The sequence below is a fragment of the Paraburkholderia strydomiana genome, assembly GCF_031456815.1.
GTDB classification, from domain to species: Bacteria; Pseudomonadota; Gammaproteobacteria; order Burkholderiales; family Burkholderiaceae; genus Paraburkholderia; species Paraburkholderia caledonica.
In genome coordinates this window covers 239,027-252,961 of the sequence record NZ_JAVDVL010000006.1, presented here as the reverse complement: position 1 = coordinate 252,961, position 13,935 = coordinate 239,027, and the positions used below count along the sequence as shown (strand labels likewise).

Sequence of the window (13,935 nt, the reverse complement as noted above, 5' to 3'; positions counted from 1 at the left end):
CACGCAACGCGTGCCGCCCTCGTCACCATGCGTGTCACACAGCGGACATCGACACGGCCTGACCCGCATGCGCAGCAAGGCTGCCGGCCACGCGCGCACGCCGATCCTCGCGGATCATGTCGCTCGCGCGCTCGGCGATCATCAAGGTGGGCGAGTTTGTATTGCCCGATGTGATGGTAGGCATGACCGATGCGTCGACCACGCGCAGTCCGTCTACACCGATAACTCGTAGCCTGTTGTCGACGACCGCGCCGGGATCGTCGGTCGTGCCCATCCTGCATGTGCCGACCGGATGGAAGATCGTCGTGCCGACCAGTCCTGCTGCACGCTGCAGTTCTTCCTCGGTCTGATATTCGATGCCCGGCAATATTTCCCGCGGCTGATAACGGGCCAATGCCGGTGCCGCGGCAATGCGCCGCGTGAGACGCAACGCGTTTGACGCGACATGGCGGTCGTAGTCGGTGGATAGATAGTTCGGCGCGATCAGCGGCGGCGCGGCGGCGTCTGTCGATTCAATATGAATGCTCCCGCGCGAAGTGGGCCGCAACTGGCACACCGACGCCGTAAATGCATTGAACCGATGCAGCGGTTCGCCGAAGCGATCCAGCGAAAGAGGTTGTACGTGATATTCGAGGTCCGGGCGCGTGAGCGAGCGATCGTCGGGGTCCGACTTTGCGAATGCACCGAGCTGCGACGGCGACATCGACATCGGGCCGCTTTGAAAAAGCGCGTACTGCACGCCGATCATGAGCTTGCCCCACCAATGCGCGGATGCGGTATTGAGTGTGCGGACACCGTCGACCTGATAAGCCATGCGCAATTGCAAATGGTCCTGCAGATTTTCGCCTACGCCGCGCAGGTCGTTGACTACGTCGATACCAAGGTTCTGCAAACGCGCACCGTTACCAATGCCGGAGAGTTCCAGCAATTGTGGCGAGTTGACGGCGCCCGAACTCAGGATCACTTCGCAGCGGGCTTTGGCAAAGTACTCTGTTTCGTTGCCGCGATATTCGACGCCCGTGCAGCGGCGTCCATCGAATACCACGCGCTGTGTGTGCGCGCCGGTGATGATGGTGAGATTGTGGCGCTTCATCGCGGGGCGCAAAAACGCTTTAGAAGCGTTCCAGCGAATACCCCGCTTCTGATTGACGTCGAAGTAACCGACGCCCGTGTTGTCGCCGCGATTGAAGTCGTCCGTGGCAGGAATGCCGGTCTCTTGCGCGGCCTTCGAAAACTCTTCGAGAATCTTCCATTTGAGGCGTTGCTTCTCAACGCGCCACGGTCCCCCGGCGCCATGCGATTCGCTCTCGCCCGAGTAGTGATCTTCGCTGCGTTTGAAAACCGGCAGCACGGAATTCCACGACCATGACGCGTCGTTCGTGACGCGCGCCCACTCGTCATAATCTTCGCGCTGGCCGCGCATATAGATCATTCCGTTGATCGACGAACTGCCGCCCAGGACGCGGCCGCGCGGATACGAAAGCGCGCGGCCGTTCAGGCCTGGTTCCGCCTGAGTTTTGTAGAGCCAGTCAGTACGCGGATTGCCGATGCAGTACAGATAGCCGACCGGCACGTGAATCCAGTGATAGTCGTCTTTGCCGCCCGCTTCGAGCAACAACACCTGCACATCCGGATCTTCAGTCAGGCGATTGGCGAGCACGCAGCCCGCTGTCCCAGCGCCGACGATGATGTAGTCGAATTCGCCTTCAAGACGCCGCCCGGAAGACGCGGCTTGCGCGTTGCTCATTGTTCCGTCTCCTAATCATTTTTCCCGGCCTATGTGGAACCGGTTTTTATCGATGCCTTCGGCGCGACAGGCTCGCCGCCGCCGAAGGCCAACATCTCCAACTACTTTGCAACCGGCATGGTGAACTCAGCACCCTTCGCGATACTGTCAGGCCAGCGCTGCATGATGCTCTTATAGCGTGTGTAGAACCGCACGCCTTCCTCGCCGTATGCGTGGTGATCGCCGAATAATGACTTCTTCCATCCGCCGAACGAATGCCACGCCATCGGCACGGGAATCGGCACATTGATGCCGACCATGCCGATCTGAATCTGCCGTGAGAAGGCGCGCGCAATGCCGCCATCCGACGTGAAGAGCGACACGCCGTTGGCAAAGTCGTTGGCGTTGATCAATTCCACGGCAGACGCAAAGTCCGGCACGCGTACCACGCATAACACTGGTCCGAAAATCTCCTCGCGATAGATCTTCATATCAGTCGATACATCGTCGAACAGCGTACCGCCGAGAAAGAAGCCTTTCTCGTGACCGTCCACTCGATGACCGCGGCCATCGACCACGAGCTTCGCGCCCTCCGCGATGCCCGCTTCGATATAGCCGACCACTTTCTCACGATGCACGGCGGTCACCAACGGTCCCATTTCGGCGGCCGATTCCATGCCGTTCATGATCTTCAGGCTTTCTACGCGAGGCGTGAGCCGCTCGATCAGTTCATCGGTGATATGTCCCACCGCAACGGCGACGGAAATCGCCATGCAGCGCTCACCCGCCGATCCGTATGCGGCACCGATCAGAGCGTCGACGGCCTGGTCGAGATCGGCATCCGGCATGACGACGAGGTGATTCTTGGCGCCGCCCAATGCCTGCACGCGCTTGCCGTGCTTCGTGCCTTCCGTGTGGATGTACTCGGCGATCGGCGTGGAGCCGACAAACGAAACAGCGCTTACGTCGGGATGCACGAGCAGCGCATCGACCGCGACCTTGTCGCCGTGCACGACGTTGAACACGCCGTCCGGCAAGCCGGCCTCCTTCAATAGTTCCGCGAGACGGTTCGACGCCGACGGATCGCGCTCCGAAGGCTTCAGCACGAACGTGTTGCCGCAAGCTATCGCGACCGGGAACATCCAGCACGGCACCATCATCGGGAAATTGAATGGCGTAATGCCGGCGACTACACCGAGCGGTTGACGCAGGTTCCAGTTGTCAATGCCACCGCCGATCTGGTCCGTGAAGTCCGTCTTCAACAGATTCGGAATGCCGCATGCGAACTCGACCACTTCAATGCCGCGCATCACCTCGCCCTTCGCGTCTGAGAACACCTTGCCGTGTTCGCGCGTGATCAGTTCCGCGAGTTCGTCGTGATGGCGGTCCAGCAATTCCTTGAACTTGAACAGTACCCGCGCCCGCTTGATCGGCGCGGTCTCGCTCCAGGCGGGAAACGCGGCGTAAGCGGCGGCCACAGCGGCATCCACTTCGGCGACGCTTGCGAGCGGCACACGCGCGGCGACGTCGCCCAGTGCGGGATTGAAGACGTCGCCGAAACGGCCGCTCGTTCCGTCAATCGCCTTGCCGTTGATGAAATGGGTTAGCGCGCGTGTGCCGGCATCCGCGCGGACGCCTTCTTCCTGATATGTCTCGCTCATGTTCTGTCCTCTCGGTGGTAGGCCATTCATAGATGGCTGCTGAGACTCTTCCGCCAAGACGCTGGCGTGCTCAAACGCCAGCGTAAGGCGCTTCGCCCCGCGAAATCCAATGAGTAATGCTCAACTGCACCATAAGCGGCGTTAATATCAGTGGATGGATCTGACTCTGCTACGCGCGTTCGTCACGGTTGCACGCGAGGGCAATCTCACGCGTGCTGCGGTGCAACTGCATTTGACCCAGCCCGCCGTTAGCCTGCAAATCAAGCATTTGCAGGAGACGCTGGGCGTGACGCTGTTCACGCGGACCTCGCATGGACTCTCGTTGACCCGCGACGGCCAGGCGCTTCTGCCGCACGCCGAGCGTGCGCTGGCCGCGGCGGGCGACGTGCAACGAGCGGCGCAATCGCTGCGCCAGGAAGTGCGCGGACGCTTGCGCATCGGCACGATTCTCGATCCCGAATTTTTGCGCCTCGGGGGTTTCCTCAAGCAACTGGTGGAGACGTGGCCGCATATCGAAACTGCTTTGCGGCACGGCATGTCGGGCTGGGTGCTCGATCAGGTCCGCGCAGGCGAACTGGATGTCGGCTACTACATTGGCGTGCCTTCCGAAGACGATGCGCGCGATGGGCCCGCCTTCCACACATTGACGCTCACACGGTTCCAGTACCGCGTGCTGGCGCCCGCCGGCTGGAGAGACCGCGTGAAAGGCGCGCGCGACTGGCGCTCGCTCGCCGCCTTTCCGTGGATCTGGACGCCGCCCGCTTCCGCACACAACCGCTTGCTGTCCCGCGCTTTTGGGGAGGCCGGCGTGAAACCGGTGAAGGTCGCGGAAGTGGATCAGGAGCCGTCGATGCTGGATCTCGTCAAATCCGGCGTGGGCCTGACGCTCGCGCGCGATGCGATTGCGATCGCCGAGGCTCACGCGCACGCGTTGACCATCGTCGAAGGCATTACCGTGCCGACACAACTGAGCTTCATCACGCTCGACGAACGCAAGGACGAGCCGGCGATAGCCGCCGCGCTCAAGCTCATCGAACAGCAATGGACCGGCTGAACGCTTTGCGGCTGCGATATGAGCGGTCCTCATGACAGCGTTCGCGTGAATTCCACCGGATCATGGCGGGCTTAAACCGCGGCGTCACGCAGTTTTTGTTAGATTGACGGTTCTCTCACGCGCGCACGCCATTGGCACCCGCCCTCACCCCTTTCCTTCCAACCGACTCTGTCCTTCCCGGCAGCTTGGCGCCGGTCACTGCACAACCCGCCGACCACTCAATTCTTCGACAGGAGCCTGACATGGCACGCAACATCGAAATAAAAGCCCGCGCGCAGCATTTCGAGCAACTGCGCGAACGCGCGGCGCAGCTCGCGCCGGACACGCCTTTGATCTTCCGCCAGCAGGATTTTTTCTACGACGTGCCGCGCGGGCGCCTTAAGCTGCGCCAGTTCGACGACGGCACGCCCGCCGAACTGATCTTCTATCAGCGTGACGACCGCGACGGGCCCAAGGCGTCGTATTACACGCGCAGTCCTGTGACGAACCCCGAAGCCATGCACGCGCTGCTTGCCACTGCGCTGACGACGCGCGGCATCGTGACGAAGGAGCGGCATGTGTATCTGGCGGGGCGCACGCGCATTCATCTGGATCGCGTCGACGGTCTCGGCGATTTCGTGGAACTCGAAGTGGTGCTCGCGCAAGACGACAATGAGGAAGACGGTCAGGCCGAAGCGCACGCAATGTTCGCGAGCCTCGGCGTTCCGGAATCGGATCTGGTTGCGGTCGCCTACGTCGATTTGCTGAGTCCGGACAGCGCGCCGAAGCAAGTCGCATAAACCACGCGCGGCCACCGTGCGTGCGTCAGGCGGCGGCCGTTCCCGGCGACAGGTGGCCAAGCGGCAATGGCCCGTTGCGCTTGAAGGTGGTGAGTACGATGTTCGAGCGCACGCTGTCTACGCCCGGCACGCGCATCAGCTTCTTCATCACGAAGGTGGACAGGTAGTTCAGGTCGGGCGCGACGATGCGCAGCAGATAGTCGGCGTCGCCTACCACCGCATGGCATTCGAGCACTTCGGGCAAGGTGTCGATCTGCTGCTGGAATTGCTCGATGATCGAATCGCCATGATGCTTGAGCTTCAGGCTCGTAAAAGCCGTCACGCCAAGGCCCAGTTTCTCGGGCCGCAACACCACCCGATAACCGTCCACCACACCGATCTGTTCCAGCCGCTGCAATCGCCGTCCGATTTGCGACGGCGACAGCGGCACCTGTTCTGCCAGTTGCTGATGCGTTGCGCGCCCGAAGCGCTGCAGTACGTCGAGGAGTGCAAGATCGAAGTGATCGAGTTCTAGCATGTAGGGAATTTCATCGACTGTATTACCGCGTGTTAAAGAATTCGTCGTATTGAAAGGGCTTTGCAGGCGACGCGGGGCTCAAACCTTCAGTTCTACAGGCTATTCTTAAGGCGCACGTAAGAATCCCACGCCTGCTGCGCAAACGCGTCCAAACCATCACGCGTGAGCGTGTTCTGACGCTGTACAATCAGGAGCGCATACGGCTTGGAGAGCGCGCTTGCCTCCTTGCACAGAACGAGTTCGTCTCCGCTCGAAGGTGAGCGGGCGCGCCAGAAGTTGATCGCGGCTTCCAGTTCGTGAATGCTTATCTCGGACATGGCTTCGATTACCGGGGTGCGCCGGCAGGCTGCTCGACGACTGCTTCGTGGCCGGTTACGCCAGTTAGGCACAGCCACACCACACGCGGTCCGTGTAGCAGATCTGTGCAGCAGGCGCCCCGGCGAACCGCTTGCCCAAACGCCTAAACCCATTGTACTTGAGCGAAATCCATGCGACTCCTTCTGATCGAAGATGACCGTCCCATCGCGCGCGGCATCCAAAGCAGTCTCGAACAAGCCGGCTTCACCGTCGACATGGTCCACGACGGCATTTTCGCCGAACAGGCCCTCACGCAAAACCGGCACGAACTGGTGATTCTCGACCTCGGCTTGCCGGGCATCGACGGTATGACGCTGCTTTCGCGCTTCCGTCAGAGCAATCGCCACACTCCGGTGATCATCCTCACCGCGCGTGACGAACTGAACGACCGTGTGCAAGGCCTGAATTCCGGTGCCGACGACTACATGCTGAAGCCGTTCGAGCCCACCGAACTCGAAGCGCGTATTCGCGCGGTAATGCGCCGTAGCGGCCCGCACGGCGACATGCCGCGTCCGGAAGTGTCGCTGGGCGGCGTGCGTTTGTCGGGCGTCGATCGCCGCATTTTCAACGACGACAAGCCGCTCGAACTGTCGCCGCGCGAATTCGCCGTGCTCGAAATGCTGCTGCTGCGCCACGGCCGCGTGGTCAGCAAGGCGCAACTGCAAGACCACCTCACGCATTTCGGCGGCGATCTCGGCGACACCGCAATCGAGGTCTATGTGCACCGTGTGCGCAAAAAGCTCGAGAACTGCCGTGTCGAAATCGTCACGGTGCGCGGCTTCGGTTATCTGTTGCAGGAAATCCGCCAGGCCGCATAATCGTCGTGAAGGCCGCAATCCGATTGCGGCCCGACGGCGCCGGGCCGGCGCAGCGCACTGCTTGCGCGATTCGCCGGCATCCGGCGAAACTTCACGGCGCGTTGCGCCTGCACTCTTCCCGCGCGTTCGATCATGCCCCAGCCGGCCGCCAATAGTCTGCGCCGCACGCTGCTGCGGCGCCTAGCTGCTCCTCTTTCGCTGCTTGCGCTCATGAGCGGCCTGATCGCCTACTGGCTCGCGTGGCAGTACACGCAGCACGTGGTCGACCGCTCGCTCGCCGACCTCGCGACCGCGATCTCCAAGCAGATCCAGATTGCGGGCCCCGAAGCGCCGATCACCGTGCCGCCGCTCGCGCAGGCGATGTTCTCGGATCCGGTCGAGCATCTCGTCTACCGGATCAGCAATGGCGAAACCGAAATCGCGGGCGATAAGAGCCTTCCGCTGCAAGGCACGAGCGTTCGGCGCATGCATTACGCGTATGTGTTCGAAACCCAGCACCAGGGCGTCACCGTGCGCGTCGCGCAAGTACGGGTCGATCAGCCGGTCGGCAATCCGATTGTCGTCGAAGTCGGGCAGCCGGTGCACCATCGTTTTCGTATCGCAGCCGAATTCCTCGTCGCCATCATGATGCCGCTGCTGTTGCTGTTGCTCGCCGGCTGGGTGATCGTCTGGCGAGTGGTCAATCAGCAGCTCAATCCGCTAACCGATCTCGCAGACTCGCTGAACCGGCAAACTCATACGTCGCTAGAACCGGTGGACGAAACCTATGTGCCCGTCGAAATCCGGCCGCTGACTGGCGCTGTGAATGCGCTGCTTGACCGGCTGAAAACCGCGCTCGACGGCCAACGCAAATTTATCGCCGATGCCGCGCATCAGTTGCGCACGCCGCTCACCGCCGTCAAGTTGCATGCGGAGCAGGCGGCCACCGCCCGAGATCCTCGGCAAACGCTCGCAGCGGTGCGCGAACTGCGCGCGGCGGCCGACCGCGCGGTGCGTCTGTCGAATCAGCTGCTGTCTCTTGCACGCGCCGAACCGGCCGAGCAGGCTGCACGTTTTGTGAATGTCGATATGGCCGCGCTCGCGTTCGATACCGGCGCGGAATGGGTGCCTCGCGCTCTGACCTCGCACATCGACCTCGGTTTTCAACGGCTCGACGACCCCACCAACGACCATCCGTTGATCGCGCGCGGCAATCCGGTTCTGCTTCACGAAGTAATCGCGAACCTGCTGGATAACGCACTGAAGTATGTGCCGCCGTCGCGCTTCGATGGCGGGCGCATCACGGTCACTGTCTCGCAGACTGTGATCGACGACGTCCGCATGGCCGAAATCGTCGTCGAAGACAACGGCGCGGGCGTGCCTCATACGCAGCAAGCGGATCTCTTCAAGCGGTTCTTCCGCGGCGACGGCCAGAGCGATAACGGTGTGGACGGCGGCGCCGGTCTCGGCCTCGCGATCGTTCACGACATCATGGCGTTACATCACGGCAGCGTGCATTACGAAGACGCATCGGAAGGCGGAGCGCGTTTCATCGTGCGTATCCCGCTCGTGCATGCCGCCGTTCCGGCTGGCCAGAAAGACGACGTGCAGCGCCACGAAAAAAAACCGGCGCATTCAGCGCCGGTCGATATGTAGCTGTGTGTCTGCTGAACGGGTTGCCTCGCCGTCATTCGCATGACGAACGGGGCAACTCGGGCGCTACTTCTTTTTGGCCTTCTTCGCCACCTTCGTTGATTTAGCCGATTTAGCAGACTTGGCCGTTTTGGCCGCGCCCTTCTCTTTCTCGGGCGGTGCGAGCATCGTGCCGCGGCATTTGCGCGAGCCGCAACGGCATTCGTATTCCTTCTTGAGCTTCTTGGTCTGACGCGCGTCGATCACGAGGCCGTAATCGTAGAAAATCTCCTCGCCCTCGGCGATGTCGCGCAGTGCGTGCACATACACGTGACCGTCGATCTCTTCGGCTTCGCAGTTCGGCGCGCACGAGTGGTTGATCCAGCGCGCGCTGTTGCCGTTCACCTTGCCGTCGATCACCTTGCCGCTGTCGAGCGCGAAGTAGAACGTGTGGTTCGGTTCGTCAGGATTATGCGGATGACGGCGCAACGCTTCTTTCCAGGAAATCCGCTCGCCCTTGTATTCGATTAGCCGCTCACCGGCCGCAATCGGTTCGAGCGCAAACACGCCTTTGCCGTGCACACCTGAACGACGCACGGCGATCCTGCGTGAACTCATTGAATGAATCCTTGTGAAGAACTGGGGATGAAGTCCGGCAGCCGTCGGAAAACGCCCGCGTCTGACGCGCTGATTTTTTCTGGCGCTGATAGCAAACGCGGCGCCCTGCGAGCGCCGCGTCGACTTGCGACGCTCATGCGCCACATCCGGCATCCTACACGCTGAAGACGGCTTCGTTCAACCGTCAAAAACGTGTGGCCGCGTCATGCCCTCGTTATCCGCTCGTTATGCCCTCGTATCGCCCGCGTTGTGCCCACGTCATGGCGATGTGCGGCTTCATCTTTGTCCGAACGAAATCTCGCCAAACAGCGCCTTTTGCTCGCGCGGTTGTGAGCGCCAGTACTGCGGAGGCGCTTCAACCGTCGCACCAAGTTGTGCCGCGGCGTGCCACGGCCAGCGCGGGTTATACAGCAGCGCACGGGCCAGCGCGATCAGATCGGCGTCGCCCTCTTCGATCAGTTGCTCGGCATGAAGCGGATCTGTGATGAGTCCGACGCCGATGGTCGTGAGGCCCGTCGCTTTTTTGACGGCCTTCGCGAACGGAATCTGATAGCCGGGTTCAAGCGGGATCTTCTGCAATGGCGACACGCCTCCGGACGACACGTCGATCCAGTCGCAGCCGCGCTTTTTCAACTCCTGCGCAAACGCGATCGTGTCTTCGAGCGACCAGCCGCCTTCGACCCAATCCGTCGCGGACACGCGCACGCCGACTGGTTTGTCGGCGGGAAACGATGCGCGCACGATGTCGAAGATTTCAAGCGGAAAGCGCATGCGGTTTTCGAGCGAACCGCCGTAGTCGTCGTCGCGTTGGTTCGCGAGCGGCGACAGAAACTGATGCAACAGGTAGCCGTGAGCGGCATGCACTTCCAGTGCGTCGATACCGAGGCGCGCCGCGCGGCGGGCCGATGCCGCGAAGGCTTCACGAATGCGGTTAAGCCCCGGCGTGTCGAGCGCCAGCGGCGGCTCCTCGCCAGCCTTGTGCGGCAATGCCGAAGGTGCGTGCGGCAACCAGCCGCCTTGCGATACGGGAATCAACTGACCGCCTTCCCACGGCGCCTGGCTCGAAGCCTTGCGCCCCGCATGCGAGAGCTGCATCGTCACGTTGATATGCGAATGCTTGCGAATCGCGGCGAGCACCGGCTTGAGCGCAGCTTCAGTGGCGTCGTCCCATAAACCGAGATCCGCCGGCGTAATGCGGCCGTCCGGCTCGACGGCCGTCGCTTCGATGCACAACATGCCGGCACCGGATAACGCAAGACTGCCAAGGTGGATCATGTGCCACGCGGTAGCCTCGCCGCGTTCGGCGGAATACTGGCACATCGGCGACACGACGATGCGATTCGGAAGCGTCACGCTACGCAGCGTGAGTGGAGAAAATAGCGCGCTCATGGATCACCGCCCAGTTAAAACCCGAGAGCGAACGAGCATAGCACCGCAGATCGTTTGCTGCAGGCAGCGAGGTGTCGATAACAGTCGGCGTTGATACTGCCGATCGTGTTCAGGCGCTCAGACAAACGGGACGCTCGAGCCACCGCTCGGACATGGCAACGCGGCGCCAGCTTCAATCCCGAGATCCGCTCCGGCTCAGGGCTTACGTTCCACCCGATCCAGCCATTCGCCGAACATGCGGCAAGCGGCGGCTTCCAGAGCCGGACCGAATTGCGCAGTCTCCGCGCGCAACCGGCGTGCGTCGATTCCATGGCCGACGAGCTCACCGGCGTTGCCGATCAGCCAGGGCTCGAAGCGGTCAGCGCGAATCTCGGGATGGCATTGCAACGCGAGCACATGGTCGCCCCATGCGAACGCCTGGTTCTCGCACGCGCTCGTGGATGCAAGACGCGTGGCGTTGGCGGGCAGATCGAAGGTATCGCCATGCCAATGCAGCATGGATGTCTGCGCGCCATCGAGGTGACGCACCGGCGACGCGCGCCCGGCGTCGGTCAGCGTAAGCGGCTCCCAGCCCAGTTCGACATGACCCGCGGGATAGACCCGCGCCCCAAGCGCACGCGCGATCAATTGCGCGCCGAGACAGATGCCGAGTGTAGGCAGCCCCGCCTCGATGCGTTTTTCGATCATTGAGAGCAGCGGCACGAGGGTGGGATAAAGCGCGTCGTCGGTGGCGCTGATCGGGCCACCGAGCACCACCATCAACGATGGCGAGACGGGATTCGGCGCTTCAATGCGCGCAAAGCCGACGTCGAGATAACGGACCGGACGTCCACGCTCGCCGAGCACCAGTTCGAGACTGCCCAGATCTTCGAAGTACACGTGGCGAATGGCCAGAACTTCCTGATTCATCAGCCTCTCACTTCGCGGTTGACTGGAGACCTGCCGCTACGCGGCGCCGAACGGCTGGGCGGGCGGCGAAGGCCGCCTGCCGGAACCGGCTTTGCAGTGTAGCGGATTGTCAGGAAAGCAGCCGCCTTATTGGGCGAAGATCTTCCAGGTCTTCTTCTGCGTAGCGGCGTCAGCGGTTTCATGCACCGCGCAATCGAGACGCAGGTCCGTGTCCGCCATGTTCAGATCGAGAAGCGCGCAGTGATGCGGCGTCTTCTTCGGATTCTTGCTGGGCTCGAAATGCGTGCAGCTCAGGCACATGCGGTGGGGCGGAATGTGGCCCTGCGCTTCCAGTTGATGAACCGTCTTGAGCAGCGTGCGGTAGAACATGGCTTGCTCGTCGTCGCGCAAGGTGCCGACTGCTTTGGCCAGGAAGTCCGGCCATTGAGCAGCGCGCTTGGCGGCTGTGCGGCCACGAGCGGTCAGGCGGACGGCGAGCGCGCGGCCGTCGTCGAGCGCGCGGCGCTTTTCGACAAGCCCCTTGGTTTCAAGCGTGCTGACGGCGTCGCTCGTGGTAGCGGCGGTCAGCGCCGTTTCACGCGCGATTTCTCCGAGCCGCATCGGGCCCTTCCGCTGCATCAACAGAACCAGGATTTCGCCCTGCGTGGGTGTGAGACCCGCGCCCTCCGCCCACTCCCAAGCCTGGCTTCGCATGGCCGTGCTCAGTCGCAAGAGACTGTGGGTGACTCGCCCGGTTGCCTGTTCTCCGTATACGCCTTCGCTCATAATCTTCGATTCGTTTATTTACAGCTTTTGTGCGGTGCCGGCCTTATTCGCCGGGAACGCCCGTAGCCTGTGTGGGGTAGCCCCGCCCAAAACAGGACGAGACGGATTCGACTATCTCAAAAATTCACCGCCTTGCAAGCCAAAGCAGTTAAGACGACATTCTATGCGAGAGCGGCGAATCGTACAGCTAAGTTATCCCATGCAAGTTGTGGATAACCATGGGACAACATGGGGGAATACATGTGCGCCGATTCTTGATAAGCATCTGCTGCAAGTTTACCGGTCTTAAGTTGTCCTCGTTTACCGCCGCCCGCGCACTGCTCAACGGCCTACTTATGGTTTACGCAGCGCCTTGACTTTGCAGGGAATTATTCAGTTGTCCACAGCCCGTGGCAATGCTTGTTAACTACTACTACGTATGTATACGTACAAATTCGAAAAACCTTAAGGGCCCCGAACTGGAAAATTTAATTACGAAAAAAAACCCGCCAACGGCGGGTTTCTTACGTTTGAATACGAAGCGCGCCCCGCGCCTCGTTATGCTCGCCACTTCAGACACTGCTGGCGAACCGCCTCATGCAGCGACTTTTCCTCTTCGACCACGCCTCTGAGCCACGTTGCGTCGTTGATCTGGCCGCGTGCAATCGTGCCAATCTCGGCCAGTGCGTGGCCCGAGGCCAACGCCTCGCCGTGCGGTGCGATCAGATCGAGCGTTTCGAGAATGTCCTCGGCAATCGTCTTGCGTTCTCCGGTTTGCGGATTGATGCAAGTGCCCGCAAGTCCGAAGCGGCATGCCTCGAAACGGTTGAACGTGTAGACGAGGTAATCGTCTTCGTGCGGAGTGATCGGCTTGTCGAGCAACAGATGGCGCGCGAGCGTCTGTATGTAGCACGCAATTGCCGCCGCGCGATCCACCGACAGCGGCGTATCCATCACACGTACTTCGATGGTGCCGAAGCCGGGCTTCGGCCGGATGTCCCAGTAAAAATCTTTCATGCTGTTGACGACGCCAGTATGGACCATCTTCGAGAAGTATTCCTCGAAACTGTCCCATGTCAGCACGAACGGCGCGCGGCCCGAGAGCGGAAAAGCGAACACGGAATTCAGGCGTGCCGAATGAAAGCCGGTGTCCACGCCCTGCACGAACGGCGACGATGCCGACAACGCAATGAAGTGCGGGATGAAGCGTGACATGGAATGCAGAAGGAACAGCGCGCTGTCCGGATCGGGGCAGCCAATGTGCACGTGCTGGCCGAACACCGTGAACTGCTTGGCCAGATAGCCGTACAGCTCCGAAAGATATTGAAAACGCGGCGTATCCACGATCTGCCGCTCGCTCCATTGCTGGAAAGCGTGCGTGCCGCCGCCGCATAGGCCGACGTTCAGATGATCGGCTGCCGAAACGAGCGTGTCGCGGATCTTGCGCAGATCGGCAAGCGCCTGTTCGTGCGTCGTGCAAATGCCGGTGGACAGCTCGATCATGCTCTCGGTGATTTCCGGCGTGATGTTGCCGGGGATCTTCTGATCCTTGACGAGGCGCAGCAGATCCGAGCCGGCTTTGGTCAGATCATAGTCATGCGTATTGACGATCTGCATCTCGAGTTCGACACCGAAAGTAAACGGCTTCGAATCGATGAAGGGTTCGAGTGACATAGCGTCCCCTGAGTGAGGTCGGCCGGGCAGTTGTCAGGCGCCCAGCCGTTTATTTGAGCGAATATGTGGATTAATGCG

The 13,935-nt window shown here is 61.4% G+C and carries 13 protein-coding genes; 4 read left to right on the top strand and 9 right to left on the bottom strand.

The genetic code is table 11. The features are described 5' to 3' along the window. Window positions 1-34 precede the first annotated feature (34 nt). Complete coding sequence (locus J2W46_RS18430) at window positions 35-1,747, bottom strand: GMC family oxidoreductase (protein ID WP_310355386.1); 1,713 nt, start codon at window positions 1,745-1,747, stop codon at window positions 35-37. A gap of 101 nt (window positions 1,748-1,848) precedes the next feature. Continuing rightward, on the bottom strand, window positions 1,849-3,387 hold the full coding sequence (locus J2W46_RS18425; protein ID WP_310355384.1) for a CoA-acylating methylmalonate-semialdehyde dehydrogenase: 1,539 nt from the start codon (window positions 3,385-3,387) through the stop codon (window positions 1,849-1,851). A 154-nt stretch (window positions 3,388-3,541) separates the two neighbouring features. On the opposite strand from J2W46_RS18425, the gene J2W46_RS18420 reads away from it, so the two are divergent. Both J2W46_RS18420 and J2W46_RS18415 read left to right on the top strand, forming a co-directional pair. Further along, entirely contained in the window at window positions 3,542-4,441 is a 900-nt protein-coding gene (locus J2W46_RS18420) for a LysR family transcriptional regulator (RefSeq protein ID WP_020067404.1), read from the top strand. A gap of 242 nt (window positions 4,442-4,683) precedes the next feature. Continuing rightward, complete coding sequence (locus J2W46_RS18415) at window positions 4,684-5,220, top strand: class IV adenylate cyclase (RefSeq protein ID WP_027776899.1); 537 nt, start codon at window positions 4,684-4,686, stop codon at window positions 5,218-5,220. Window positions 5,221-5,245: 25 nt separating this feature from the next. Here the strand turns inward: J2W46_RS18415 and J2W46_RS18410 are convergent, their stop codons facing one another. Both J2W46_RS18410 and J2W46_RS18405 read right to left on the bottom strand, forming a co-directional pair. Beyond that, window positions 5,246-5,737 carry an Lrp/AsnC family transcriptional regulator gene (locus J2W46_RS18410; RefSeq protein ID WP_020067402.1) on the bottom strand — a complete coding sequence of 164 codons (492 nt, stop codon included), beginning with the start codon at window positions 5,735-5,737 and terminating at the stop codon, window positions 5,246-5,248. 92 nt (window positions 5,738-5,829) lie between these two features. Then, window positions 5,830-6,054: a DUF3717 domain-containing protein gene (locus J2W46_RS18405; protein WP_020067401.1), complete on the bottom strand. Its 225-nt coding sequence runs from the start codon at window positions 6,052-6,054 to the stop codon at window positions 5,830-5,832. Window positions 6,055-6,225: 171 nt separating this feature from the next. On the opposite strand from J2W46_RS18405, the gene J2W46_RS18400 reads away from it, so the two are divergent. Beyond that, the gene (locus J2W46_RS18400; protein ID WP_013590077.1) at window positions 6,226-6,912 is read left to right on the top strand and encodes a response regulator; all 687 of its coding nucleotides are present in this window, start codon (window positions 6,226-6,228) and stop codon (window positions 6,910-6,912) included. A gap of 132 nt (window positions 6,913-7,044) precedes the next feature. Further along, window positions 7,045-8,547: a sensor histidine kinase gene (locus J2W46_RS18395; RefSeq protein WP_020067400.1), complete on the top strand. Its 1,503-nt coding sequence runs from the start codon at window positions 7,045-7,047 to the stop codon at window positions 8,545-8,547. Between the two features lie 63 nt (window positions 8,548-8,610). On the opposite strand, the gene J2W46_RS18390 is transcribed toward J2W46_RS18395, so the two are convergent. From J2W46_RS18390 to J2W46_RS18370, 5 genes are all read right to left on the bottom strand, one after another. Next, on the bottom strand, window positions 8,611-9,141 hold the full coding sequence (locus tag J2W46_RS18390) for an SET domain-containing protein (protein ID WP_027804522.1): 531 nt from the start codon (window positions 9,139-9,141) through the stop codon (window positions 8,611-8,613). Between the two features lie 276 nt (window positions 9,142-9,417). Next, the gene (locus J2W46_RS18385; RefSeq protein WP_020067398.1) at window positions 9,418-10,530 is read right to left on the bottom strand and encodes an NADH:flavin oxidoreductase/NADH oxidase; all 1,113 of its coding nucleotides are present in this window, start codon (window positions 10,528-10,530) and stop codon (window positions 9,418-9,420) included. 195 nt (window positions 10,531-10,725) lie between these two features. Then, on the bottom strand, window positions 10,726-11,439 hold the full coding sequence (locus J2W46_RS18380) for a glutamine amidotransferase (protein ID WP_310355378.1): 714 nt from the start codon (window positions 11,437-11,439) through the stop codon (window positions 10,726-10,728). A gap of 126 nt (window positions 11,440-11,565) precedes the next feature. Then, the gene (locus J2W46_RS18375) at window positions 11,566-12,204 is read right to left on the bottom strand and encodes a MarR family winged helix-turn-helix transcriptional regulator (protein WP_027776893.1); all 639 of its coding nucleotides are present in this window, start codon (window positions 12,202-12,204) and stop codon (window positions 11,566-11,568) included. Window positions 12,205-12,741: 537 nt separating this feature from the next. Then, the gene (locus tag J2W46_RS18370; protein ID WP_310355376.1) at window positions 12,742-13,857 is read right to left on the bottom strand and encodes a YbdK family carboxylate-amine ligase; all 1,116 of its coding nucleotides are present in this window, start codon (window positions 13,855-13,857) and stop codon (window positions 12,742-12,744) included. Window positions 13,858-13,935: the final 78 nt, after the last annotated feature.

Coding starts and splice junctions, on each gene's coding strand:
- J2W46_RS18425 (WP_310355384.1), bottom strand. CDS start 3,387: ATGAGCGAGACATATCAGGAAGAAGGCGTCCGCGCGGATGCCGGCACA.
- J2W46_RS18405 (WP_020067401.1), bottom strand. CDS start 6,054: ATGTCCGAGATAAGCATTCACGAACTGGAAGCCGCGATCAACTTCTGG.
- J2W46_RS18375 (WP_027776893.1), bottom strand. CDS start 12,204: ATGAGCGAAGGCGTATACGGAGAACAGGCAACCGGGCGAGTCACCCAC.
- J2W46_RS18410 (WP_020067402.1), bottom strand. CDS start 5,737: ATGCTAGAACTCGATCACTTCGATCTTGCACTCCTCGACGTACTGCAG.
- J2W46_RS18395 (WP_020067400.1), top strand. CDS start 7,045: ATGCCCCAGCCGGCCGCCAATAGTCTGCGCCGCACGCTGCTGCGGCGC.
- J2W46_RS18370 (WP_310355376.1), bottom strand. CDS start 13,857: ATGTCACTCGAACCCTTCATCGATTCGAAGCCGTTTACTTTCGGTGTC.
- J2W46_RS18415 (WP_027776899.1), top strand. CDS start 4,684: ATGGCACGCAACATCGAAATAAAAGCCCGCGCGCAGCATTTCGAGCAA.
- J2W46_RS18400 (WP_013590077.1), top strand. CDS start 6,226: ATGCGACTCCTTCTGATCGAAGATGACCGTCCCATCGCGCGCGGCATC.
- J2W46_RS18385 (WP_020067398.1), bottom strand. CDS start 10,530: ATGAGCGCGCTATTTTCTCCACTCACGCTGCGTAGCGTGACGCTTCCG.
- J2W46_RS18380 (WP_310355378.1), bottom strand. CDS start 11,439: ATGAATCAGGAAGTTCTGGCCATTCGCCACGTGTACTTCGAAGATCTG.
- J2W46_RS18430 (WP_310355386.1), bottom strand. CDS start 1,747: ATGAGCAACGCGCAAGCCGCGTCTTCCGGGCGGCGTCTTGAAGGCGAA.
- J2W46_RS18390 (WP_027804522.1), bottom strand. CDS start 9,141: ATGAGTTCACGCAGGATCGCCGTGCGTCGTTCAGGTGTGCACGGCAAA.
- J2W46_RS18420 (WP_020067404.1), top strand. CDS start 3,542: ATGGATCTGACTCTGCTACGCGCGTTCGTCACGGTTGCACGCGAGGGC.